Origin of the sequence: Aquimarina brevivitae, from assembly GCF_004216895.1 — a bacterium.
GTDB classification, from domain to species: domain Bacteria; phylum Bacteroidota; class Bacteroidia; order Flavobacteriales; family Flavobacteriaceae; genus Aquimarina; species Aquimarina brevivitae.
In genome coordinates, this window is the sequence record NZ_SGXE01000001.1 from 1307739 (window position 1) to 1332958 (window position 25220).

Annotated in this window: 17 protein-coding genes; 6 read left to right on the forward strand and 11 right to left on the reverse strand. The window is 35.6% G+C overall.

What is annotated here, in order from left to right; genetic code table 11:
* Positions 1-55: 55 nt before the first annotated feature.
* Positions 56-6175, reverse strand: coding sequence for an alpha-2-macroglobulin family protein (locus EV197_RS05580; RefSeq protein ID WP_130286195.1), 6120 nt, complete (start codon positions 6173-6175; stop codon positions 56-58).
* Between the two features lie 232 nt (positions 6176-6407).
* On the opposite strand from EV197_RS05580, the gene EV197_RS05585 reads away from it, so the two are divergent.
* On the forward strand, positions 6408-7763 hold the full coding sequence (locus tag EV197_RS05585; RefSeq protein WP_130285741.1) for a UDP-N-acetylmuramate--L-alanine ligase: 1356 nt from the start codon (positions 6408-6410) through the stop codon (positions 7761-7763).
* A gap of 10 nt (positions 7764-7773) precedes the next feature.
* Here the strand turns inward: EV197_RS05585 and EV197_RS05590 are convergent, their stop codons facing one another.
* From EV197_RS05590 to EV197_RS05600, 3 genes are all read right to left on the reverse strand, one after another.
* Entirely contained in the window at positions 7774-8388 is a 615-nt protein-coding gene (locus EV197_RS05590; RefSeq protein WP_130285742.1) for an FMN-binding negative transcriptional regulator, read from the reverse strand.
* Entirely contained in the window at positions 8381-8824 is a 444-nt protein-coding gene (locus EV197_RS05595) for a DUF1569 domain-containing protein (RefSeq protein WP_130285743.1), read from the reverse strand. Before EV197_RS05595 ends, EV197_RS05590 begins: the two co-directional genes overlap by 8 nt.
* A 109-nt stretch (positions 8825-8933) precedes the next feature.
* Positions 8934-9377: a hypothetical protein gene (locus EV197_RS05600; protein WP_130285744.1), complete on the reverse strand. Its 444-nt coding sequence runs from the start codon at positions 9375-9377 to the stop codon at positions 8934-8936.
* Positions 9378-9604: 227 nt separating this feature from the next.
* Here EV197_RS05600 and radC point away from each other — a divergent pair, with 227 nt between their 5' ends.
* The 4 genes from radC (at position 9605) to EV197_RS05620 (ending at position 13431) form a co-directional block, all read left to right on the forward strand.
* Complete coding sequence (gene radC / locus EV197_RS05605; protein WP_130285745.1) at positions 9605-10303, forward strand: RadC family protein; 699 nt, start codon at positions 9605-9607, stop codon at positions 10301-10303.
* Positions 10304-10315: 12 nt separating this feature from the next.
* Entirely contained in the window at positions 10316-11617 is a 1302-nt protein-coding gene (locus EV197_RS05610) for a polysaccharide deacetylase family protein (RefSeq protein ID WP_130285746.1), read from the forward strand.
* Complete coding sequence (locus tag EV197_RS05615; protein WP_130285747.1) at positions 11607-12293, forward strand: YjjG family noncanonical pyrimidine nucleotidase; 687 nt, start codon at positions 11607-11609, stop codon at positions 12291-12293. Before EV197_RS05610 ends, EV197_RS05615 begins: the two co-directional genes overlap by 11 nt.
* A gap of 328 nt (positions 12294-12621) precedes the next feature.
* Complete coding sequence (locus EV197_RS05620; RefSeq protein ID WP_130285748.1) at positions 12622-13431, forward strand: hypothetical protein; 810 nt, start codon at positions 12622-12624, stop codon at positions 13429-13431.
* Positions 13432-13439: 8 nt separating this feature from the next.
* Here EV197_RS05620 and EV197_RS05625 read toward each other — a convergent pair whose 3' ends face one another.
* The gene (locus tag EV197_RS05625; protein ID WP_130285749.1) at positions 13440-14720 is read right to left on the reverse strand and encodes a replication-associated recombination protein A; all 1281 of its coding nucleotides are present in this window, start codon (positions 14718-14720) and stop codon (positions 13440-13442) included.
* A gap of 121 nt (positions 14721-14841) precedes the next feature.
* Here EV197_RS05625 and EV197_RS05630 point away from each other — a divergent pair, with 121 nt between their 5' ends.
* On the forward strand, positions 14842-15585 hold the full coding sequence (locus EV197_RS05630; protein ID WP_130285750.1) for a rhomboid family intramembrane serine protease: 744 nt from the start codon (positions 14842-14844) through the stop codon (positions 15583-15585).
* Between the two features lie 5 nt (positions 15586-15590).
* On the opposite strand, the gene rlmB is transcribed toward EV197_RS05630, so the two are convergent.
* From rlmB to EV197_RS05660, 6 genes are all read right to left on the reverse strand, one after another.
* On the reverse strand, positions 15591-16325 hold the full coding sequence (gene rlmB / locus EV197_RS05635; protein WP_130285751.1) for a 23S rRNA (guanosine(2251)-2'-O)-methyltransferase RlmB: 735 nt from the start codon (positions 16323-16325) through the stop codon (positions 15591-15593).
* A 74-nt stretch (positions 16326-16399) separates the two neighbouring features.
* A complete protein-coding gene (locus tag EV197_RS05640) occupies positions 16400-17263 on the reverse strand; it encodes a hypothetical protein (protein ID WP_130285752.1) in 864 nt (287 codons plus the stop codon).
* A 14-nt stretch (positions 17264-17277) separates the two neighbouring features.
* Positions 17278-18171 carry a hypothetical protein gene (locus tag EV197_RS05645; RefSeq protein ID WP_130285753.1) on the reverse strand — a complete coding sequence of 298 codons (894 nt, stop codon included), beginning with the start codon at positions 18169-18171 and terminating at the stop codon, positions 17278-17280.
* Between the two features lie 13 nt (positions 18172-18184).
* Positions 18185-19906, reverse strand: a complete 1722-nt coding sequence (locus EV197_RS05650; RefSeq protein WP_130285754.1) for a SusD/RagB family nutrient-binding outer membrane lipoprotein — start codon at positions 19904-19906, stop codon at positions 18185-18187.
* Between the two features lie 14 nt (positions 19907-19920).
* Positions 19921-23100, reverse strand: a complete 3180-nt coding sequence (locus EV197_RS05655) for a SusC/RagA family TonB-linked outer membrane protein (RefSeq protein WP_130285755.1) — start codon at positions 23098-23100, stop codon at positions 19921-19923.
* Positions 23101-23352: 252 nt separating this feature from the next.
* On the reverse strand, positions 23353-25038 hold the full coding sequence (locus EV197_RS05660; RefSeq protein WP_130285756.1) for a BamA/TamA family outer membrane protein: 1686 nt from the start codon (positions 25036-25038) through the stop codon (positions 23353-23355).
* Positions 25039-25220 lie beyond the last annotated feature (182 nt).

The window sequence follows — 25220 nt, forward strand, 5'->3', positions numbered from 1 at the left end:
AAAAAAACCTGTAATCCATAAAAGAGATCACAGGTTTTAAAAATATAAAAAATGTTTATTCTACAGAAATTCTTACCCCTTCAGAATGGCTACTAAATTCTGGAGCATACATGCTTTGTATGGTTGAGATTCCGTTAGAAAATTGTCCCTTGTTGTTAACTCTAAGGTCATATTCAAATACGAAGACTCCTTTAGGTAAATAGTCAAAAAAGAAATTGGTAGCCGCATCTCTGGTGCTTTCATAGTATCCCAGTCCATCTTGCCATTTGTATTGAGATATAACATTTATAGGTTCTAATCCAGATGATCTCATATCTTTCATATGTACAAATTCCATTGCTCTGTCTGTTCGTAGTTCAATACGGACAGTGATTAGATCGCCAACATTAAGAGTACTATTAGTTGTAATCTCAGTTAGTTGCTTACCAGTGGAAGAATTTTCTTTAAGAAAAAGTTTCTTTTTAAGTTGAAGCGGAGTTTTAGCTCCAGTAATTTTATCTAGATCTTCAAAATATTGCCAATACAACGCACCCCAGGCTATTCCTTTACCTTTTTTAGTCATAGTAACAGTAGCCATCTCTTGATTAATTTCTTTGCCACTCCAAGAAGTTTTAAAGTAGCCCGTGCCTGCCTCCACTTTTACATCTTCAAGCGTTGCTGGATTTATAGTTTGATTGCCAACGGTCACCTCTAACATATCCGTTACTGCCAACCAGTCACTACTCTGCAATAACAAAGCATAAACCGCCTTTGCTGTGGCTTTAGTGGTTTTCCAGCTATTGGTTTGCTTGTTTTTGAGCAACCAGACTTTTAGGTTGTCTATATTTTTTGTTCTTTGAGGTTCTGGTTGAATTTCAGAGAAGGCTTCGATCATTAACGCTTGGGTTTCTATCGGAGCTTGGTACCAATACCAACTTGCGGTATTGGATTTCCAATACATACCTAATTCTTCGTTAGTGATACTTCGTTCTTCTAAGGAGTTCATGATTTGCATGGCTACACCGGCTTTTTGGTTACGATGTAATAGGATTGCTAGCATTCCTTCAGCGTATAATCCCTTACCTAACCAATATTTTTTAGCTTGATTCATATAGTAAGTATATGCCTCTTCAGTGTTTTTAGGTCTTTGTATTTCCTCAAAAAAACTACGCATATAGAGATAATGAATCTGGGTATAGCTGAGATGATCTTTGGTGAGATCCAATTTATTGCGTTCAGCATTTCGTTTTAAGTCTTCATATTCTATGACAAACTCTTTATCCAAATAGCTAATAGCCCTTTTTAGCATTTGCTTAGTATCGCTATCCAAATCAGTAACCCCAAGTCTTTGTAAATGACCGAATCCGGTAACAATATACTGTGTGATATATCGATTTTCGTATCCTCCTTTAAACCAAGGAAATCCCCCGGATCCGTATTGTAACTGTTTTAATTTCTGTATTGCAGCCTCCAATTCATTATTCATTTTGTTAAGATCGAAAAGCAAAGCAATTCTTTTCTTTTGCTCGGTTTCACTCTGCGCATCTCTTAACCACGGAGTTTCTTGAATGATCAAGGATTTTAATTCTTCATTTTTTTCTAGATTACTTACTAATGCATCTGTGTTCTTCCATTGGTTAAACACCTGTTCAATTCTTGGGTTAGTATTTGCTATATGACTTGCCAAACTGTTGGCGTAATATCTTGAAAAGGTTTGCTCAGCACACTCGTATGGATATTCCATAAGATAGGGTAATGCCTGGACCGCGTACCAAGCTGGATTGGAGGTGACTTCCAGGCTAAGTTGGTGATGCTTTAGGGTTTTAGATTTGTTAGTCTTTAGTTTACCTAACGTAAATGCTTTGGTCTGCGCAGAACTCACCCACATTGGTAAGGTTTCGGTAACTAGCATTCTATTGGTTAAAACCGGCAATACATTTTGCTCTCCGTCGCTGTAGTTTTCAGCCCTGGCAATAACGGTATATTGAACGGCAGAAATATTATCTGGAATAATCAGCTGCCAGGTAGCATCGGTATTACCATTTGGTTCAATAGTAAATGATTGTTTTGCGGCAGTGTTACCAAGTTTAGTATCAATCCTTGTATTGTTTAATGGATTTATGAGCTGTAATTCAACCGTTCCTGATAATTTTTTATTTGCAAGACTTGCAATTTTAGTACTCAAAGCTATGGTGTCTCCCTGTCGTAAAAAACGTGGTGGGTTAGGCAGTACCATTAGCTCCTTTTGGGTTACAGTTTCTAAAGTGGTCGTTGCAGCATTTAATGTTTTGGTGTGCGCAAGTAGCTGTAATTTCCATTTAGTCAATGCCTCGGGGGTAGTAAATGAAAAGTTGATATTACCCTGGTTATCTGTGGTAAGCTTCGGTAAAAAGAAGGCAGTTTCTTGGAGGTTAGTTCGTACTTGTACTTGCTCCGCTTTTTTGGTTTCCTTAGAAGGAGTTTTAGCGGGTACGCTATCATTAGGAGTATTAGTGTCGACGCTGTCATTTTCAGCAGCTTGAGCAGCGGCTATTTTGCTTTCATAAGCAACATCAGTTCGTCGTTCTGCACTTTCACGTTCTGCTTTAGCCATTTCCATACGTCTTGCTTCCTCAGGAGGTGCACTCATCATGGCTACCCCACTGGCTTTTGCTCTTAATCGTCTATAGGTATTGCCAAATTCTAATCCAAACAAGTTGAGTTCATCATAACCCTGATAGGGGTATCCGTATTGATAATTGGGTTGATTATAGGCTCTTAGCTTATTATTTTCGAAACTATACGTAGCACTGCGTCTACCACTAACATAATAAATTGGTTTATAGATGGGGTTAAAGCGCCAGTTGTGTTCTTTAAACTGATCTAAAGACATATCATACATACTAGCCAGTAATTCTGCAGCTACTTGTTCTCCTTTGGGGCCTTTGATGGTAAAACTCCAGGTTTCTTCGCCTCCAGGTTTTAATTTGTCTCTAAAGGTGTTAGTTTCGATATTTAACTCAGTACTGTCATATGGTACCGAAATAAGTAATGAACTGCTATTATGACTATTATAAATGACATAACTATAGGTGATTGCAAATCCGCCAATATCTTCTTTAGTTACGGGTATTTTAATTTCTTTGCATTCGTTGGAAAGGTTAATGATTTTGGTGTCTATTAACTGATGATTTTTTTCGATATCCAAGGTTACAGTCATATTTTTCGCGGCTGTACCTAGCGTCAATATTACTTCATCACCAGTAGCATAAGTAGTTTTATCGGTATAAATCTCAAATAATTGATTGTCGCTGATTTGATTATCTCTGGAATTATATATTTCGAAATATTGGGCAGTTTTCACGTTTTGTCCAAACTTGTCTTGGGTTGTAAATTCAACAATATATTTACCCAATTCCCACTTTTTAATGGAAGCAAATTCCACCTCTTTAATTGCGGTTGGAGCATCAGATTCACCGTGTGTATTTATTTCGGTATTAAGTACACTTTTACCTTTGTCCCAGCTGCGATAATCATCTTCATTACCATATGCATCGTGCGGAAAGAGTTCCTTAAATTTTTCTTTGGGTATTTGTTGGTAGAAAGGTGCTTTCCAGGGTCTGCTTCTCAAAGGTTCAGAAGGCGCTTTTAATTTTGAAATCTTAATAGTTCCAGTTACTTCAACAGCTTCCCCGTTGAGGTTCGTTGTGTTGATAATTAGTTTGTTGTCTTTTTTGCTTTTATCGATCTTACCATTGATTTCAATAGTAGCGGTTATGGTATGATAACCTACATTTACTATAGTGGTAGCTGTTCTTGTTTCACCATTTATGTCGGTTATATCTGCAGTTATGTTATACCTAAAGATCGGTTGGTTATCTTTGGCTACAGAATTATCAGGTATTGCTTTAAAGTTAATATTAAACGCTCCTTGATCATCTGTAGTGGTTTCTCCATGAACTATCTCTTGTGGTGAATCTCCATAGCTAGGAAACCACCAACACCAAATAGGGTATTGAACTTCTCTATATACTCTATAAACTACTTTGGCATTCGTGATATTGGTACCGGCATATGCTTTGGCAATTCCTTTTACAGTTACGGAATCATTTACCCTAAATGTCTCTTTGATGGGTTTAAAGCTAGCTTCAAACTTAGGTCGTTTGTATTCTTCGACAGCTATTGAGGTGTTATAATAAAAGTTCGTCTGTATGGTATAGTTTCCTGTTAGGCCAGTTGAGGGTACTATAAATTCACCACTGAAGGAACCATACTCATTTGTAGTAAAATCCAGTTGTTTTATTTCCTGCCCGTTTACATCAATAAGTTTGGCAAATGCTTTTTCGTTTGCCAATACTTTGTGGTCTTCATTGTTCGTTGAAGTCATCAAAATACCTTTAAAATAAATCGTTTGACCAGGTCTATAAATACTTCTATCTGTAAAAAGAAATGCCTTTTGCTTGGTATTGCCTTCCGGATTCGTATAATTTCTACTTTTATTTAGGTAAAGATTATCAAATGTGGCTACATCATTTTGATAAGAAACCGTAGCGGTAACACTATAATAGTAAGAATTTAACTTTAGAGACGCCTGTCCTTTATTATCTGTTGTTAGGACTTCATTAAATTGGTTGCGATAGCCTCTTCCTGCATTAGTTTTTAGCTGAATTTTAGCATTTGGTATAGGAGTTCCATCTTTTCTATTTAAAACCTGAAAAGTAAGCTCACCATTATTTTTATTTTCGACTAGGGCAAGGTTAGTGGATTGCAAATATCCATAGGAGAAAAAAGAGTTTATAGTTAATTCTTTTTCCTTCGATGCCAAAATCAGATAAGAGCCCTGTGGTAAAGCAGGTATTAGTACTTCTGTGTCGTGTTGTTGATAATCCTTTTCATCAGGAAGACTAGCTTTCCAGGAAGTAATTTCTTTGAGTTGTTTGAAAAAAGTAACTTTTTCCTCGGATTTGTACATTCCTTTTAATTTGTCTTGTTGAGCAGCATTTATTGACAAAACTTTAAAATGAAGCTGGGCGATATTTTTATACTCAATTAACATTCTACTTGCTTGTTCAACCGGGATGTAATTCTCTGTGATTATAGAAACTCTAGGAAAGAGTATTTGTTCTTTTAAAACCTTACATTTTTTTGCTCCAATTGAGTTTGGAAACGATTCAATAGTCTGATTACATAATGCTAAGGATTCTTGAATTTTCCAACGGACATCTTCCTTGATTTTAGGAGTGTATCTGCCACCTATTTGGTTATAGAGATTCGCAATTTCATAATTATATAGGGCAACTTCTTCTTGATCCCTAATAAGTTCTTTCTCATTGAGAAGTGTTGTTAAATATTGATCTTCTACAGCTGTAAAAACTGCCTCTTCTTTTACAAACTGCAATCGCTTAATATTGACATCTGTTAGCGCTTGGATGTTATTTTTAGTTGTATGAAATTGAATGAGGTCTTGATAAATTTTTAATGCTTGAAACTGCAAGGATAAAGTGTCTTTTGTTTCAATTGGTAGTGAGATAAAGGATCGATGATCTGTTAATAATTTTGGATCATCAATCTCGAAGGCATAAGCGGGTTTGTTAATGTTGGTTTCTGATGACCGATAAAACTTCAAGGCATTATGAGCTAAAAAATCAAATAGCGTTGGTCTATAGTTTTCGGAACCCTCTTCTTTAATCAGTAGAGGGCTAATGGTAGAAATTGTCGTTTGCTTTGCCTGTTTTTCGTTTTCTAAACTTTTTTGATAATAAAAATGAACTTCTTTAAAAAGCGTTTCTAAATCCCAGGTTCTAAAATCTTCGGTATCTACTTTACTTACAGTGGCGGTTCTATCATAGAATTTCCACCGATTTTGTTGAAAATATTCCCAATATAAATTCGCCACCACATTTTGAAGTATATTCTTTTTAGGAAATTTACTTTTTTTAATTTCGGATTTAAAATCGTTGATAATCGTTAATTGGGCGTCTTCTTCGAGGGTTAAAAGGTATTTGGACTTAAAAAGCAATGCCTTAATAGATTGATTGATATTGTTATTACGAGTTGCTTGTTGATAGATATGCTCAACCTCTTTTAAGGCAGATTTTGGTAATCCTTTTTCTTCAAGAATTGCCACTTGTTTCCATTCTGATTCAAAAGAATCTTGACCCATAATGTAGTGTATGTTAATAATGATTAGTACGCAAAGTGAAAAATAGGTTTTCATCATGGTGAAATTTGTTTAGGTTCTTTAAATATACAATCCTTATACCAAAATAAGAGTCAAAAGCTTTTTTGTTATTAGTAAAGTAAGGCATTAATCCTTAGAGGATAGAGCGTAAATGAGTTAAATCAATGACTGAGTACGTAAACTGTACATATGAAGTAGTATCAATTCGTAGCTTTATTTTTTTAAAAGATCCTCATAGTTGTATCTTTATCAAAATAATTATTTAGTAATGCGAATACATTTTATAGCTATAGGGGGTAGCGCTATGCATAATCTTGCCATAGCACTTCATAATAAAGGATATCAAGTTACGGGTAGTGATGATGTTATCTTTGATCCATCAAAGTCGCGATTAGCAGAACGAGGGTTGTTGCCAGAGCAGTTTGGTTGGTTTACGGATAAAATTACAGCAGACATCGATGCGATACTACTAGGTATGCATGCTAAACAAGATAATCCTGAATTGTTAAAAGCGCAGGAATTAGGATTGAAAATATATTCGTATCCTGAATTTTTATATGAGCAGTCTGCAAATAAAACCAGAGTGGTTATTGGTGGCTCCCACGGTAAAACCACCATAACTTCTATGATTTTACACGTGCTAAAGTACAACGAAAAGGAAGTAGATTATATGGTAGGAGCACAGCTTGAAGGTTTTGACACCATGGTACATCTCACAGAGGAAAATGATTTTATTGTGCTAGAAGGGGATGAGTATTTATCCTCGCCAATTGATCCTAGGCCTAAATTTCATCTGTATCAACCAAATATAGCGCTGCTTAGTGGTATAGCCTGGGATCACATTAATGTGTTTCCTACTTATGAGAATTACGTGGAGCAGTTTAAAATATTTGTCGATAGTATTGTAACTGGCGGGAGTATTAATTACAATGCAGAAGATCCCGAGGTGGTAAAGGTAGTTGAAGGTTCTGAAAATCAAATCAGAAAAATTCCATATACCACTCCTGAGTATAGGGTAGAAGATGGCGAAACACTACTGCATACCCCAGATGGTGAGATGCCTATTGAGATTTTTGGGGCACATAATCTAAATAATCTTGCAGGAGCGAAATGGATTTGCCAGCATATGGGTATCGATGAAGATGAGTTCTATGAAGCTATAGCCACTTTTACGGGAGCTTCTAAGCGTTTGGAAAAAATCGCGGAGAATACTAAAACAGTAGTTTATAAGGATTTTGCTCATAGCCCATCAAAAGTAGCAGCTACCACCAATGCTGTGAAGGAGCAGTATAGCGATAGAAAATTAATAGCTTGTTTGGAGCTGCATACCTATAGTAGTTTAAATGCAGATTTTTTAAAGTTATATGAAGGTGCTTTGGATCAAGCTGATGAGGCTGTTGTTTTTTATTCGCCAGATGCGGTTAAAATTAAACAACTAGAAGCAATAACTGCAGATCAAATCTTGGCTGCTTTTAATCGCAAGGATCTGGTGGTGTATACCAACCCTAAGGAATTTCAGGATTATCTGAAGAAAAAGGATTTTGATAGTAGTACATTACTATTAATGAGTAGTGGTAACTATGGAGGTTTGGATTTTGATGCTATTAAAAAATGGATAGATTAAGTTTTTACCTTTAATGGCTAAAATGTGCTGCGAATAGCGAATCGATAAAATCTTTTATTGATGCCTGGTTGCTTTTAATCAATTGCTGCTTAGCATTATCAATATCTTGTATAGATTTGTCTTGACTGATTTTAAACTTGCCTTCCCATCGTTGTATGTTAAGTTCAAAGCAATGGATGTAGGGAACTAAACGATCCATCCGCGGGTCTTCAAGATCTAAAACAAATTTTGGAGTAGTGCCTTCCATATATTCGGTCATTGTTACCAAAGACTTTTTAATGGCTAAAGGATCAGTGATTGCAGTCACCAAACCATATCCATGAGCAATCAGATAATTCCAGGTTGGTAGTTGTTTTGTAGTATATACAGATGGTGAGATATAGGATTGTGGTCCATTAAAAATAGCTACTGCTTTGTTATTGTTTTTAAGCAATGATACGTGCGGATTTGAAGCATCAATATGACCGATTAGTTTGTTGTTTTCTAATATTAGTGGTGCGTGAGTAATATAGGGTTCATCACTATTAGCTGAAACTAAGGTAGCAAAAGGATACTGCAATGCGACTTGTTGGATGAGTTCAGAATTGTATTCCTGATGGTGCTTGGGTGGATAGCTATTAGACATTAAACTGTTTTAAGTGATGGTCCAAATGCTTGTATTGCATTTGTCCCCATTGTTGAGCTGTAAATTTACCAAAAACAGGATGAGGTTGCCATTCAGTGACATCCTTTTTTATAAGAAATTCGTCTATAAGGTGTATTAGATTATCTTTTTCTTCTTCAAAATTTTTCTCCTCACTAACTCTAAATGAAGGAACCGTTGGTAGGTTTTTGCTCCAGGGTCTGTCATTATACATCGCTTTTTTAAAGAGCAATTTTGCTAAGAAATTCGGTTTTACTGGTGGATGCTCCTTTTGAAGCGCTATTTGTAGCGGAAACTTACAATGATGTAGCATTTGTGCTACGGTCATCTTACCCCATTGTGGAGAATCATCTTTGGTTAGTTTTTCAATTCGATCTTTTACTATTTTTGCAACTTCATCATTTAATAGGGATTCCATACCTAATATATTTAATGACCTACAAGATACTTAAAAGAACTGCACATAATAAAAAATGCCTGGTCAAATATGATCAGGCATCCTAATTTAAATTAAAATTCTTCAAGTTTTAACCTACCTCGTCAAAGAATAATTTTAAGAACATGTCTAAATCATCTTTTGATTTAATATCTTCAGGTGTTCCTAAATTAATCATTAGAGGCTGGTCCTTAATTTTTCCTTTGAGGAAAAATTGATATGTTGATCCTATTTTAAATTTATAACCTGTTAGCTCAGCGCCAAAAGATTTAAAGGTAATAGGTGTTTTAGATCCGTTACTTTCTTCAAATGTGGATATAGTGGCATCAAAAACTGCTGAAAGCATGTCGTCACTATAGTAATCCCATTTAATTGAAGTTCCATTGCAAGCTTGCAATTCGTACTCTGATTTAGCTTCACAGCCCTTTGGGACTTGTATGTGGTTTCCTACTAAATCTAAAAAGGTTACTTTACTGCTCTGACCATAAAAACTAAATGCAGACAGTACAAAAACTAGGGTAAAAATTTTCTTCATAAATAGGTTAATTTGAAGTTTTTAATTCAACGATTTTGGGCATATTGGCGGTAAATATAGTAAAAGTTTCATTTTCAAACAAATATATTCTTTTAAAAGCTTGCTATTTTGATAATTTTTGGCAGCTTTTTTTTAGTTTTTTTTAAGAATAATAGGCTGTAATATAGATAAATAGTTTATACTTATAATTGAAGTAATTTTTTATAAATTTTGAAAAAATAGTACTCATGAAAGATTCTTTTGTGTCGTTTTCTATTAAGAAATGGAGCGAGGATGATCGCCCAAGAGAAAAATTAATCGCCAAAGGGAAAAGTGCTCTTACTGATGCAGAGTTGGCAGCTATTTTAATTGGATCTGGCAATAGAGAAGAGAGTGCGGTGGATTTAAGCAAAAGAATTCTTGCCAGTGTAAATCACGATTTAAACAATCTAGGTAAATTATCGCTCAAGGAATTGATGACATTCAAAGGTATAGGAGAGGCGAAAGCAATAGCCATTATGGCAGCATTAGAGTTGGGTAGAAGAAGAAAGGATAGTGAGCAACCTATATTGCCAAAAATTAGCTGCAGTAGTGATGTATTTCAGTTGATGCGCCCCATAATTGGAGATCTTGAGCAAGAGGCATTTTGGGTATTATATCTTAATAATGCCAATCATGTAATCAGTAAGAAACAAATAAGTTTAGGTGGTAAAACCAGCACTTTAGTGGATACTCGAATTGTTTTTAAACATGCAATAGATTTAGGTGCCGTTGCTGTTATTTTAGCACACAATCACCCCAGTGGTACAATTAAACCCAGTACCGCAGATAAACGCCTTACGGAAAAGATAAAAAATGGTGGAGAAATCTTAGAAGTGAAATTACTCGATCACCTCATTATCACCGAAAATAAGTATTTTAGCTTTGCAGACGAATCTTTGCTATAAGAAAGAGATTATATGATTTTGATATATGTACCCAAGACCAGCTCTAGAGTTGTGTATACGTTTAGACATATTTGCAAGAGGATTTTGGGCTTGGAGGTGGATTTTACTTCAAAAATAGAAAGTTTTATAGCCCACGAGGGCCCTAAGTTTTCTTACGGTAAACAACAATTAGGTAAAGAACTTTATTTTCAAAGTGTTGAGCTTTTGTTTGAACAAGGGTTAAATGACGTTGTGCCAACGGTACAAGAATGGGATGATACTAAAGGGTTTTTTGCAGTAAAAAATGAAGCATCGGCTTTACCTTTTGATATTTTTGCAGCTTCCTTTTTCTTGTTAAGTCGGTATGAAGAATATTTACCACACGTTAAAGATGATAAGGGAAGGTATGTTGCGTCAGAAAGTTTGGCTTATAAGAATAAGTTTTTGCAAGATCCAGTCGTCGATATATGGGCGCTTAAGTTTTTAAAAATCATTAAAGATAAATTTCCTGAAGTTAAAACAACATCTAAAAACTTTTCCATCGCTCCCGTGGTGGTGGTATCCCAAACATTTGCGTATAATCAAAAAGGTATTATACGCTCCTTAGGAGGTGTTTTTAGAGATTTATGGTTTTTTAACCTCAAAGAGGTTTCAGACCGGATTAAGGTAATTCTTAACCTTAGGAAGGACCCATATAACACCTTCGACTATTTGATCGATTTGCAAAGAAAAAAGAAAAGAGATTTGCGTGTTATGATTGGTCTTGGTGATTATACCACTTATGAAAAAAATATCAGTTATAATAATCCAGTACATCAAAGACTTATTAAGCATATCGCTGATTATATCAAGGTAGGCTTAAAATTATCCTATGATGCGATAGCAGATATGACAAAGTTGAAAAAAGAAAAAGCGCGGATAGAATTGATTTTAAACCGGCAATTGCAGTATTCTTTTTGCTCCTTTAACAAAATAAAATTACCGGTCGCGTACCGCAATTTAATTGAGCTAGAGGTTAAGGAAGACTACTCCCTTGGCTATGCAGATTTTGCAGGTTTCAGGGCAGGAACCTGTCACCCGTTTCTTTTTTATGATTTAGATTATGAGGTGCAAACTCCATTAATGGTGCATCCAATAAGTATATCATACCAGAGCTTCGTTACAGGAGTTGATTTAGAGACTGTAAAAAATAGAATGCTGTCTATTATTGATAAAGTGAAGTCAGTTAATGGAATTTTCATTCCTATTTTTAGTAATGGTTTGTTTAGTGAGTTGAGCGATCAACAAAAGTGGAAGGAAGTTTTTGAATTAATATGGAATTTTGATGAAGGATAGAATAGCACATATTTTTTTTGATTTGGATCACACCTTGTGGGATTTTGATAGAAATTCCATGTTGGCATTTGAAAAGATTTTCAAGAAGTTTAAAATCAACGTTACAGTTGAAGACTTTTTAAAAGTTTATCAGCCCGTTAACCTGAAGTATTGGAAATTGTATAGAGAAGATCAGGTAAGCAAAAAAGAAATGAGAAGAAGAAGGCTTCAAGAAACTTTCGAACCCATGAAGATAAAGCTCTCCTTGGCCAGTATTGATGAGATAGCAGAAGATTACATAACATTTTTACCGGATAATAATTATTTAATCGAAGGAACCGAAGAAGTATTAGCCTTTTTAAATCCATCGTATCAAATGCATATTATCACTAACGGTTTTAAAGAAGTGCAATATCAAAAACTAGAGAGATCTGGGATCCGGAAATATTTTAAAACAATAACCAATAGTGAGGAGGCTGGATTTAAAAAGCCTCATCCTATAATTTTTGAAACCGCTATTGAAGAATCCGGTGCAGATCCTGCAGAAAGTCTAATGATAGGGGATAACTATGAAGCTGATATCCTTGGTGCAGACCAAATGGGGTGGCACACAATCTGCTTTAATTATCATAACGAGAAAATACCTGCAAACTACTTGCAAATCAATAAGCTCGTAGAATTAAAAAAATATCTATAGACCTATCGTTATTTTGGTTTCAATAGATTGAGACTATATTGCTTCGTAAGCAGATTTTGAAAATGAATTCAGTTATTTGATATTTAACCACTGGGTCTTTCCAAATAATAATTTAGAATAAGCATAACAAGGAGGCGCAACTATATTCTCATTCCTCGCTTTGAATAGTAGCTAATTTGTTAGCATTAAAAATACTGAGTTAGGTAATCTTGCTTCATTGATAAAATAAATTTCTATATTTCGGACAATTATTTAGTTGACTATTCAAATAGAGGTAAGGCCTTAGTGCTTTAGTAACATTTGAATCCAATATTATACCAATAGTTTTATGACCCGATTCATCTTAGTATTCGTTTTAGTATTCTGTTTCTTCCCTTTGTCAGCACAAAAGAAGGTAAATGATTACAAATATATTTTAGTACCGGAGCAGTATGGATTTCTTAACGAAGCTAATCAGTATCAGCTTAATGCTTTAACAAAGTTTTTGTTTAAAAAGTATGGGTTTACCGCCTATATCGAAGGAGAGGAAGTTCCAAAGGACTTACAAGATAATGGTTGTTTGGCATTGCAAGCAGATTTGATGCGAGATTCAGGATTGTTTTTGACAAAGTTAAAAGTAGTGCTCAAAAATTGTAGTGGATCTGTTGTTTATACTTCTATGGAAGGTACAAGTAAAGAAAAAGAATATAAAAGAGCGTATCAGGAAGCACTCAGAGAGGCTTTTAAAAGCATGGAACAATTGAACTATAATTATCAACCTGGAAATGAAAGTAGCCCTAACACTGGTATAACAAAAAAAGAAACTAGCACCACTAAAAAAAATGATGCTCCAGAAGAGGTTGTTGTACAAGCGGTCCCCTCTATCCCAACGAATGAAGCTTTGTTAAAGGAGTATAGCTTTAATGGTGATACATTTAAGATTGTTCCAAAACCGTTTGGTTATAGTATGGTAATCTTAAAAGAAAAAAATACAAATGAAATTGCAAAACTTTATCAAACCTCTCGAGAAAATGACTTTTTAGTGATAGGAGAGGAGTATACGGGTAGTGGCTTTTTTGATACCTATGGAAATTTTATTCTTCATCGTATAAATCCTGTCACACAAAAACTCATTACGGATACTTTTGGCAGACAATAAAAGAAAAGTTAATAGTTATATTTAGAGCCCCATAGTTTTTTCAAAAACACCCTTAAACTATTTTCTCTTTGATTGTTTTTTGGTTCGTATAGTTTGGTGTTTTGTATTTCATCTGGCATAAACTCTTGGTGGATAAATCCACCCTCATAATCGTGTGCATATTTATAATCTTGTCCATATCCCAATTCTTTCATAAGCGTCGTAGGAGCATTGCGTAAGTATAAAGGAATTGATAAGTCTCCAGTTTGTTTGACAAGTTGTTGAGCTTTATTGATGGCTAAGTAAGAAGCATTGCTTTTTGGTGAAGTGGCTAAGTAAATAACACACTGACTTAAAATAATGCGGGCTTCAGGATAACCAATCGTTGTAACCGCCTGAAACGTATTATTGGCTATTACCAAAGCTGTTGGATTTGCATTTCCGATATCTTCTGAAGCTAGAATTATTAATCTCCGGGCGATAAACTTAACATCTTCGCCTCCTTCTATCATTCTAGCAAGCCAATATACTGCAGCATTAGGATCACTTCCTCTAATGGATTTGATAAAAGCCGAGATGATATCATAATGTTGTTCCCCTGTTTTGTCATACCGAACGACATTTTGCTGTACCAAGCCGGTCACTAAATCATTGGTAATGGTTATAGTTGATTGCGATTCTTGATTATTGACTACAAGCTCAAATATATTCAAAAGTTTCCTGGCGTCCCCTCCGCTAAGTTGAAGTAAAGCTTCGGTTTCTTTTAATTCAATTGATCTCTTTTGGAGTTGCTGATCCGTTTCTAGTGCTCTTATTAGTAGTTGGTTGAGTTCTTTTTTGCCAAAGGGGTTTAAAACATAGACTTGACACCTCGATAATAGTGCTGGTATGACTTCAAAGCTGGGGTTTTCCGTTGTTGCGCCTACCAAAGTGACCCAGCCCTTTTCTACAGCTCCTAGCAGGGAATCTTGCTGAGATTTGCTAAAACGATGAATTTCATCAATAAACAAAATTGGGTTCTTTGTAGTGAAAAGACCACCACTATTTTTTGCTTTTTCAATGACCTCTCTAACATCTTTAACTCCGCTACTGATAGCACTAAGTGTGTAAAATGGGCGATTGGATTCGTTGGCAATAATAGTAGCTAAGGTGGTTTTACCCACCCCTGGTGGGCCCCATAATATTAGGGAGGGAATTATACCTTTTTTAATTTGACGTGTTAATGATCCTTTGTCACCCACAAGATGATCTTGACTTAGGTACTCTTCTAAGTTTTTTGGTCGTATGCGTTCTGCTAATGGTTCACTCATATTGGCAAAAGTAAGATTTAATAATTATACCTCCCTATCAACTGTTAATTACTCAAATTTAATGACTCCTGACAATATTACTGAATTAAATTTTTGGTAACCTTTTTGATTATTTTTGATTATGGGAAAAAATACAGATTTTCAATTCAAAACTGGGGTTATAGGTTTTCCTATACTATTTGTATTAATCATATGGGTTGTTTTTTGGTTTGAAATTAGGTTTAATGTTGATTTAAATACTTTTGGTATCAGACCAAGAGATATTGTAGGGCTAAGGGGGATATTATTTTCTCCGTTTATACATTCAGATATTACCCATTTATGGCATAATACCTTGCCGCTTTTTATACTTTCATCCGCACTCTTCTTTTTTTACTGGCAACGCGCATGGAATATATTGGTTTTTGGACTTTTATGTACTGGGATTTTAACTTGGATAATGGGTAGAAACGCTTATCACATAGGTGCTAGTGGTCTAATCTATATGTTATTTGGATTTTTGTTTCTTAAAGGTATATTAGCCAAGCATATTAGGTTAATTGCTTTGTCTTTTGCTACCGTATTTGTTTATGGTAGTATGGTATGGTACATTTTACCTGTGGATCCTCAAATTTCTTGGGAAGGACATCTTTCGGGGCTGCTTGTAGGTATTTTATTAGCCATTGTATTTAGAAAAAAAATTGCAAAGCCTAAGCTGTATGATTGGCAGCGACCCGATTATAATCCTGAGGAAGATGAGTTTTTGCAGCATTTTGATGAAGACGGTAATTTTATTGAAAATATACCTGAAGATGAGGATCAACAAGATATTCAAGTTATATACGAGTATAAGGAACATAATGGCAATAAGAAAACCGACGATTAGTTTAATTATAAGCGTTGTCTCGTTATTTCGTATAAAAAAGCACCACAGGCAACAGAAACGTTTAGAGAGCCAATCTCTCCTTTCATAGGTATCTTAGCTAAGTGGTCAACAGTTTTTAGTACCGAAGGAGAAACACCTTTTCCTTCGCTACCCATAACAATCGCTGTGGGTACTGATAAATCAATGTCATACAATAGCTCAGAGGCTTTTTCGGTTGCCGCCACCACTTGTACTCCTGACCCTTGAAGATAGAATATAGCGTCCTTGATATGATCCACCTTGCATATTGGGATATTGTATACCGCACCAGCAGATGTTTTTATGGTATCGGCGTTAACCGGAGCACCACCCTTTTTTTGTATTATAATACCATCGACTCCTGTACATTCGGCAGTTCTGATAATAGCTCCAAAATTTCTTACATCAGATAATTGATCCAAAATTAAAAATAGAGGGTTCTTGCCGGATTCAATGGTTTGAATCACAAGATTTTCGAAATCTGCAAATGTTATTGGCGAAATTAAAGCAACAACTCCTTGATGATTCTTTGAAGAAAATCGATTCAGTCGTTCTACAGGTACATAAGCTACAGTGTTATTATTTTTTTTGGCTAATGCAATAAGCTCTTTAGCCAAGCTGCCTTGTAAATCTTTTTGAATAAAAATCTTATCAATTTCTTTTCCAGATTTAATGGCTTCAATAACCGATCGTATCCCAAATATTTCAGTTTCTTTCTTCATATCGTGCAAAAATAAACAACCCTCGATAAAAATCGAGGGTTGTTGTTATAAATATAATAAATGTTGTGTGTTTATTATAAGGCACCTACATTGATGTAAGATACTACTCCAGTATCTACGTTAGTCGATTTTTCAAACGTAGCAACTGGGATTCTAACTCCAACCGGAGTGCTTTCTGGCAGTGTTCCGTTCACAGCAACTAATCTTCCGTCAGGAAGTGTAAAAAGTACATTGTAATCGGTACCTCCAGCAGCTACTGGCGTAAATGCGATAACATATACATCATAGATTCCATCTGCTCTTCCTGTGTTTTCGAAAAGATCTTCTTCAAAACGATCTCCAGAAGCAGCATTTTCAAAAATAGCGGTAAAACCTCTATCAATTACCTGCATATCTATGTCGATACCAGGAGCGCCATTCCAATCTAAAAGAATGTTGATACCTCCTGCAGCAGATAAAGTTTTAGGATAAATTCCTAAACTTAATTCATTAGAAGAAATAGTATAGGTAGTACCTGGTACTAACTCATCTAATAAAATTGCAGTTAATTCAATAGTTAAAGCATCTGAAGCCCCTTCTATAGTTTCTCCATCGATTACGCTATCGTCTGGAGATATAGTCACGGTTCCTGCTCCAGTTGTAGCTCCAGCTGCGATTTCTGCAGTACCTGTAGTTACACCGCCATTATCCATTCTTGCAGTTGCAGTAACTGTTACATCCGTAGAGAATGCTTGCGGAAGTGTTACAGTAAAATCAACTACATTTCCTTCTCCAGTAACAGTGACGTCACTAGCTATAGTAGCATCAATGTTAATAATTTCTTTATCTAGGGGATCACCAATACCAGCAGTCACTGGGTTGTCATCCTCGCAAGACGTCAGGATTAGTCCAAATAATCCAACAAATGCGATATATTTTAATCTATATATGTTTTTCATAATTTTCTAGAATTTTAAAGTTTCTGCGCTTGAAAGATTAATGGACCAAATGTAAATCTAGCTCCATCTGAGAGTCTTTCTAAAGTTGTATCCATTGTAGTGGTTACAACACCAACACAAGAGAAAAAGAATCCAACTTCGGTTGAAACTGATGTCGGGCTAAATCCAGGACAACAAGCATCACCAGTGTCAAAAGCTTCTTGATTAGCGATAGTAATCTCTCCACTATTTGGATCTACCTGTATAGTAACTTCAAAATCTTCTCCTGTGTCAGGATCATCAGAGTTATAAGGGTCTATCATTACAATAGTGTTAGGCTCTTCTCCTGCTACCATTTCAAATGTATGACCGTTACAAAGACTTCCTAAATCACATTCAACCACTTGATACGTACCTATAGCCTCCTCTATAGAGAAAGGGCATGATACAAACGTTTGTAGTCTATAGGCTTGTCTTTGACCAACCTCACCCAGTAAATCAGCATTTAGGTTGCTTTCATACACTACAGATCCATCAGTTCCAGTAGTTTTACCAACAAAATCAAATCGATCTCCAGGTAGAATTTCTGAAACATCTATACCTAAAGCGGTAGCGATATCTCCGGCTCCAATTTGGAAATCAGCCGGGAAAGTAGTTGTAGAATAAATAGGTACAAACTCAGAAGCTATACCGCCACTTACACGACGTACTTCAAATTCATGACTTGCCACATTATCTACGGGAGCTCTTAGCGTTCCACCATAGGTAGAAGTCGTAATCGCAGTTACATCGATAACTGGGCTCTCTATATCGATCAATACGTAGGCTCCATTAACCTGCTCGGCTAGGGGAGACTTTTCATTGTCTTCACAGTTTGTTAAGCTTATCGCTAGAAAACAAACAAAAAGTGTTTTAAATATATTTTTCATTTATTCTTTTTTTTTAGTTAATAAACCCGTCATCAGGATTCTTATCCCAGAAGATTTTCTCTGTACGTTCTTTCTGAGTTGCATTACTATTATTATTAATATAGTTAGCAGGATATAACGCACTTCTGTAGTAGTCACCAGGATTCGGATCTAATGTAGGTTGGAAGTTGCTAGGTAGCCCAGTTCTTCTATAACCATTATAGGTCTCTAATCCATTACCAAAAGAAGCAATAAAGTATTCTTTCATTACGATATCTAAACGATCATTTGGACCTGCAGCATCGTATGCATCTAAGACAACTGTAACATAAGCGTTAACATTTGTAGCTGTAGCTGCAAATGGGCTAGAAGCCGTGGCTGGATCAAAATTTAGCACTTTGTCCATTGATGCTCTTATACCTGCCTCCAAGGAAGCTCTTGCATCACCAGTTGCTCCAGCAGTTAATTGAGCCTCGGCTTTAAGGAAGTGAACGTAAGAACTTAAAATGATTGGAGTGATACCAGCTCCTAAACCGCCGTCTTCTCCTTCATTTTGAATACTACCGGCATCATCAATATCAAATGATCCTCCTACTGGATAAACGCCATATACTGTTCTTTTTTCATCGTCTGGTGGGATACCACCATTATCTCCGTGGTCTCTACCCCAGTATCCTCTACCAGCATCAGCTACACAGAAAGGCATTCCAATAGAGTTGTCATAAATTGAACTTTCATTACCGTAATGACCTGGTGCAGATTGAACAATACATCCTAACGTAAAGATATCTTCGTTGTTGGCATTGCTATCCTGGCGATAAAAGTAATAACGTAATCTTGGATCGTCACCAGCGCCTTTCTCATCAATCATAGCCCACATTAAGTAATTAGACATATATCCTGTAGCAGCTGCTTCATAATATCTGTTATAACCTGGGTGTCTTGAGTTAGGGTTAACGCGGTTAGTACCATAATTGAATTGCCAATCCTCAGATGGCGTGTCAATTAAATCATTTTCAGCTAAAAGTGAATTGATTTCAGCAGTGATATTTACTCCTAATTCAGTTCCTGCATCTTTAGCTTGTGTATATATACGTAACTTTAGCGTTTTTGCTGCAGTAATCCAATTGTCTTGTAATTCAACTTCAACGCTTCCTCCATTGTTCAATGCAAAGTATAAATCATCACTTGGTAATGAGGTAGACTCTACACCTAAAATTGAAATAGCTTCATCTAATTCATCAAGAGCCGCCTGATAGATGGATACCTGATCATCTGCACCTGGGTTAAGATTACCATTTCCTTGTAATGCTTCAGAATATGGAACATCTCCGAATAGATCAACTAAAGTAACTAATACATAAGCTCTCATTACCTTAGAAGCTCCTAACTGATACGTTAATCCTTGCTCTTCGGCTACCGGTTCTAAAGTCTGAATATCATTTAAAACTCCAGCATAAGCAGCGGACCAAATACCGTTAAAACTGATAGGTGCAAAAGCATTTGCATATTGGTTACCACCAGTCATAGCAAAGGATCTGGTTACCTGAGCAGAAAACGAAGCATCTCCTGCAGTGGCTTGAACGAATCCGTTAAAACCTAATTGAATGTTATTAAACAACTGATCAGGATCTAACTGATCAATAGTCACGTCCGTAGGATCTTGTAATTGATCAAGATCAGTAGTTTCACAGGCGGTAAAGCCTATTCCTACTAATAAGGACAGTATAATTAATTTTATATGTTTGTTTTTCATAATCTATCTTTTTTTTAGAATGTTAGATTTAAGCTAAATCCATATCTCTTTGCTGTTGGACCAGTTAAGTAATCAAACCCTTGTCCATTACCAACTCCTAAACTTGTAACCTCAGGATCAAAATTTAATCCTTCTGGGAAGTTAATGGCTTTGTACCACATGTTCTGTCCTATAAGTCTAATAGATACAGCACCAAAAGGAGTTTTGTCTAAAAATCTTTTTGGGAAATCATAAGATAATGAAATTTCACGTAATCTAATTGTTGTTGCATCATATACCGCTTGCTCATCGATAAAGAAACCAGAGTTTACAAAACCTAAGTCTGTAGCTGCGATTTGAATATCATTTGGAGAACCATCCGCTTTAACACCTGGTAAAATGAACGTTTGTGTTCTATCGTAAGCTGTGTCAGTCGTTAAACCTCTTGATAATAATGCAGAAGCTGTAGTAGAGTAGATATCACCTCCGTGAGTGTACTCAATCTGAGCAGCTAAAGAGAAGTTTTTATAAGAGAACTCATTGATTATAGTTGTTCTCCAATCAGCATTAGGATCACCAATTACTTTAAGGTCGTTATCTACTAGGTAGTTACCATCTGAACCAACGATGAAATTTCCGTTAGCATCTCTTGCTATAGAAGAACCTACAATCACACCATATGCTTCTCCAGTGATAGCAGCGTTACCTTGGTTACCAAATCCAGCAAATAAAGTAATACTTCCTGGAGCATCTCCGTTATCTTCTACAATGTTTTCATTGATCGTATATTGACCAGATACGTCCCATCTAAATCCTTCTGGATCTTTTGGACGGATTGGGTTGATGTTAAATCCAATTTCAAGACCTTCGTTAGATACCTCTCCTAAGTTATCAGCAGTAAGTGTGTAACCTGTTGAAGGATCTAACTGTTTCGCTTGAAGAATTAAGTCTTCAGAAACCTTACGGTAAACGGATAAATCAAACCCAACTCTATTGTCAAATAATCTTGTTTCAACACCAGCTTCAATTTCTGTAATTAATTCTGGTTTTAGGTTTGGATTACCAAGTGTGTTAGAAATACCAAGTATGTTAGTAGTTCCAGCAGTTGGACTTTGGAATACATTAGTACCACTTGCTAAACCTACAACAGTAGAATATGCCTGTGGGAAACCTGCAGATGATCCATAACCTAAACGTAATTTTAAGTAGTTGATCGCTTTACTTGCTTTTAAGCTTTCAATCGCTGCTGTTGGAATAAATGATAATGATGCAGATGGATAGAAAATTGATCTGTTTTCTCTTGGTAATGAGGAGAACCAGTCATTTCTACCTTGAACGTTTAAGAATAAATAGTTGTCATATCCAAAAGTAGCACTAGCATACGCACCCATAATATTAAACTGTCCAAATCCTGTAGTACCTACAGACTCTTCATAGTTTTGATGAGTTTGTAATCCGTAAATGTTTTGCTGCGTACTGTTAATGATATTAAACTCTGTTCTTTGAAGTCTAGGGTTTAAACCAATAGTACCATTAAGATTTATCTTGTCAGTAACATCTTTATCAAAATTTAAACTCAACGTGTGATCCCAAACTGTGCTTTCAATGTTAGTGGTGATAAGTTGACCACCTACTACTTGCTGACCACCTTTGTTTGCTCTACGTTCGTTTAACTGGTTATATCCATCAACAGTTACCCTGTAGGATAAATTTAACCAATCGTTAACCTCGTAGTTTGTTGTGATGTTTCCAAAGAAACGTCTAATCTTTTCTTCGTCAATAATGTTGTTCAAAGTCCAAAGTGGGTTTTGAATATCGTTACCTCCTCTATAGTAAATAGATTCGTTTGTTAGCGGGTTTTCAAATGGTAAACCAAATAAATCAACACTTCTTGGCGTATATAATACGTTAGCAAACAATGAAGCTCCAGAAGGGTTACTACCAAATCCAACAGCGGTTGGTGGTACTAAACGGTCTGTTCTTACATAGTTCATCGAAGTGTTAATACTTAGTTTATTAGAAAGATTCATAGATCCCCCTAAACTGAAGTTAACCCTTTTGTATTCGTTTGTTGGTACGAAACCTTCGTCATCAGTATGACCAAAAGAAACATTTATATTTCCTTTTTCGCTAGAAGAAGAAGCGTTTACAGAAGTCGTCATTACAGACCCCGTTTTAAAGAAATTCTCTACACTGTCATAAGGTCTGTACTCATAACGTGCTCCTTGGAATTGTGGAAATACACTAGCCAAAGACTCTCTGTCATATGGGTGAGGTACAGTACCATCTGCGGCAACACCTTGCTGACCTCTTACGTTAAAGTTTGGTCCCCAGTTACTAAATGCCTGAGAGTAGTTTTGATAAAAACCATTACCATAAGTGTCTTGGTAATCAGGTAAATTGGCAATTTGGTTAGCAAAGTAAGAATGATTTACGGAAACCTCAAATTTCTTATTAGCATCAGCATCAGATCCAGTTTTTGTTGTAATTAAAACAACCCCGTTTCTACCTGCTTGTCCATAAAGAGTAGTTGCACTTAAACCTTTAAGTACAGAAATTTCTTTAATGTTATTAGGGTCGATATCCAAAAAACGGCTCGATGCCGCAGCTCCCCCTTGTACGAAACTTCTATCACTATTGGTGTCAGAGTTAAATGGAATACCATCAACTACGAATAGTGGTTGGTTACTTCCGTTAATGGAAGAATAACCACGAATAATAATGTTTGTACCAGAACCTGATAAACCTGAAGTCTGTTGAATGTTTACCCCAGGAGCTTTTCCTGTTAGGGCTCTAACTACGTCAGTTTGAGGTTTAGAAGCAATATCATCGGATGCTATAGTAGCAACCGCATAACCTAATGCTTTCTTTTCTCTTCTAATACCCTGAGCAGTTACAACAACCTCCTCTAGTTGAGCAGTGTCTTCAGCCAAAGTAATATTGATACTATTGCTGTCTCCTACTACAACTTCTTGTGTTGCAAAACCTAAATAACTGAATGTAAGTACAGCTCCCTTGTTAGCTTTGATGTTGTAATTTCCATCAAAGTCTGTTTGAGTACCTGTACTAGTACCTTTAATAACGATGTTTACCCCAGGCAAAGGTAGTCCCGATTGATCGGTAACTGTACCTGAGATCGTCTTTTCTTGCGCAAATGTTAGCTGCACAACAAACGCCAGTAATAGCGTTAGAATTCCACTAAACTTTGTTCTCATTTTATAATTTATTTGAATTAGCCAATGCCAAAAATCAAAATAATATCTGTATTAAACAACTTTTTGTTATTAAAATTTTAATTATTCTGTTAATGTCTTTACAGATCTGATAATTCTCACTATAACGTTATAGTACTTGAAAAGACGTGTTAATGGAGCAGGTTTTTGAATAATTTTTGAACCTTTTTGAAGTATCTGTTTTTTTAACAGAAAATATTAAGGATTTCATAATTACTGACATCGATCTTTTATTTAAAAATTTGCCAGTAAAGAGATGTGAACTTTTGTGTTATTGAATTCAAAAGACTGACCGCTTCGTTTTCCATTAGCAAATATTAAACGTAATAAGCCTGATCTATTTCGAATTCCTAAGCCAATACCTATACTGTTTAAATTTTCAATGACATCGGTGATGTTATTTTCTACGTAGCCAAAATCAATTACACTATGGGCAAATATATTAGGAGAAAGAATGTACCGGTACTCCGTAGTTAGTAGGCTGTACAAGGAGGCAAAAATTGAATTTTCTTCAAATCCTCTTATAGACTGTAATCCTCCTGTCCTATATAGTTCATTAGTCAGATAGTTGTCAGCGTGTAATATAGAGGTATTGCTGCCTAGGGTTATATAGTTTCTAGAATTCAATCGAATGGTTCGGAGTAGGGATAAGGTTCCTTTGACTTGAGTGGTGCGGTTGGAGTTGGTCTCTCTATTGCCATAAGCAATATTGAGTGAATAGTTGGTTTTTGGTTCTGTAAACAAGGCTATGTCGACTGGGGTAGTGTATTCAATTGACGCGTTGATGAAACGTGCCTTGTAGTCGTTAATGTTGGCAATGGATTGGTCAAGTAAATTACTAGAGTTGATGGTTTGGTATCCAACCGAGGTATTTATCTTTTCTCCAATGATATAGTTAGCACTTAAGGATTGTTCTGTATTTAAAAACGTGGAATCTTGTTTAAAGATTTTTAAATCCGCTTCAATTCCAAAAGGACTGCTGAATATGTAAGGAATGGAAATGCTAGTGTTGAACCTTTGCTGGTCCTCCCCGTCATTTTTGTAAATAATTGTAAGTCTTTCCCCTATATTGAGGTTATTGATTAAAGAGAGGTTTACATATCCGTTTAACTCCAGGTTTCCGCTTTGTTCATTGGTTGAGAATCCTAAAAAACCATCGAAGCTGTTGGCGCTTTTCTTTTTTAGGTATAAGAAAACTTTTGTAGAATCTGAAGTAAAAAGTACCTCAGGAGGTTTAAGAGATTCAACAAAACTCAAATTGTTTAATCGGCTTTCTTTATTCAGAAGGGATTCCTTGTTAAAAATATTTTTGATTTTAAGTTTGCTGTAATAGCGTAAATAACTTTTCGGGAATTTTTCATATCCCTTAATTATAATGGTGTCGATCGTTCTTTTGTCCTGTAGGTTGGATACGTGAAGGTTAGCAATTATAGTGTTGTCAACTTTTTGGAGATTGACCAACTTAATTTTATTAAAAGAAGCCCCTTGATTTGAAAATTTAAGATTGAGTTGATTCATAAAAGCTTCAATATTCTCGTATGGTATAATGATCTCATTGTTGTCATTAATAAAAGATTCGATCAGATAATCTGCTTCAAAAGCCTTTGGGTCGTAACGAACAATAACGCTGTCTATCTTAGTGCTTAAAATATAATTGGCGTTGTATAGGGTGTCGTTCACCCTTTTAACTCTTTTCAATGCTACGTCAATGTATCCAGATTTTATTAATTCTTTAGTAATGTTGGATGTGATTTCCTTCAAGTCTTTGTAGGTTTTAAAGGAATTGGCTTTGAGGTAATTGTTAAGCACGACGGTTTCTGTGCTATCTTTTCCTTGAACAATAAGATGTAATTGTTTTTTCTGGGCAATAAGTAAATTGCTTATTAAAAAATAGATACAAAAAAGATGTGTTCTGCTCAATTGCAAAGGGTTTAAAACAGTTCTTTCTAAGTGAGTAAAATAAAGCTCTTTTTTTAAGTTAAGGACATTAAATTAAAACTATTTCAAAATTAATGAATTAGGATTTGATTTGCTGGAAAATATTTCTACCTTTGCAGCCCTCATAAAAGAGGTATTGAAAAATATTAATATTTAGTGTAAAG

What these genes read in the sequence shown, in the direction of transcription:
- EV197_RS05580 (WP_130286195.1), bottom strand. Translation starts at nt 6,175, where the DNA reads ATGAAAACCTATTTTTCACTTTGCGTACTAATCATTATTAACATACAC.
- EV197_RS05585 (WP_130285741.1), top strand. Translation starts at nt 6,408, where the DNA reads ATGCGAATACATTTTATAGCTATAGGGGGTAGCGCTATGCATAATCTT.
- EV197_RS05590 (WP_130285742.1), bottom strand. Translation starts at nt 8,388, where the DNA reads ATGTCTAATAGCTATCCACCCAAGCACCATCAGGAATACAATTCTGAA.
- EV197_RS05595 (WP_130285743.1), bottom strand. Translation starts at nt 8,824, where the DNA reads ATGGAATCCCTATTAAATGATGAAGTTGCAAAAATAGTAAAAGATCGA.
- EV197_RS05600 (WP_130285744.1), bottom strand. Translation starts at nt 9,377, where the DNA reads ATGAAGAAAATTTTTACCCTAGTTTTTGTACTGTCTGCATTTAGTTTT.
- radC (WP_130285745.1), top strand. Translation starts at nt 9,605, where the DNA reads ATGAAAGATTCTTTTGTGTCGTTTTCTATTAAGAAATGGAGCGAGGAT.
- EV197_RS05610 (WP_130285746.1), top strand. Translation starts at nt 10,316, where the DNA reads ATGATTTTGATATATGTACCCAAGACCAGCTCTAGAGTTGTGTATACG.
- EV197_RS05615 (WP_130285747.1), top strand. Translation starts at nt 11,607, where the DNA reads ATGAAGGATAGAATAGCACATATTTTTTTTGATTTGGATCACACCTTG.
- EV197_RS05620 (WP_130285748.1), top strand. Translation starts at nt 12,622, where the DNA reads ATGACCCGATTCATCTTAGTATTCGTTTTAGTATTCTGTTTCTTCCCT.
- EV197_RS05625 (WP_130285749.1), bottom strand. Translation starts at nt 14,720, where the DNA reads ATGAGTGAACCATTAGCAGAACGCATACGACCAAAAAACTTAGAAGAG.
- EV197_RS05630 (WP_130285750.1), top strand. Translation starts at nt 14,842, where the DNA reads ATGGGAAAAAATACAGATTTTCAATTCAAAACTGGGGTTATAGGTTTT.
- rlmB (WP_130285751.1), bottom strand. Translation starts at nt 16,325, where the DNA reads ATGAAGAAAGAAACTGAAATATTTGGGATACGATCGGTTATTGAAGCC.
- EV197_RS05640 (WP_130285752.1), bottom strand. Translation starts at nt 17,263, where the DNA reads ATGAAAAACATATATAGATTAAAATATATCGCATTTGTTGGATTATTT.
- EV197_RS05645 (WP_130285753.1), bottom strand. Translation starts at nt 18,171, where the DNA reads ATGAAAAATATATTTAAAACACTTTTTGTTTGTTTTCTAGCGATAAGC.
- EV197_RS05650 (WP_130285754.1), bottom strand. Translation starts at nt 19,906, where the DNA reads ATGAAAAACAAACATATAAAATTAATTATACTGTCCTTATTAGTAGGA.
- EV197_RS05655 (WP_130285755.1), bottom strand. Translation starts at nt 23,100, where the DNA reads ATGAGAACAAAGTTTAGTGGAATTCTAACGCTATTACTGGCGTTTGTT.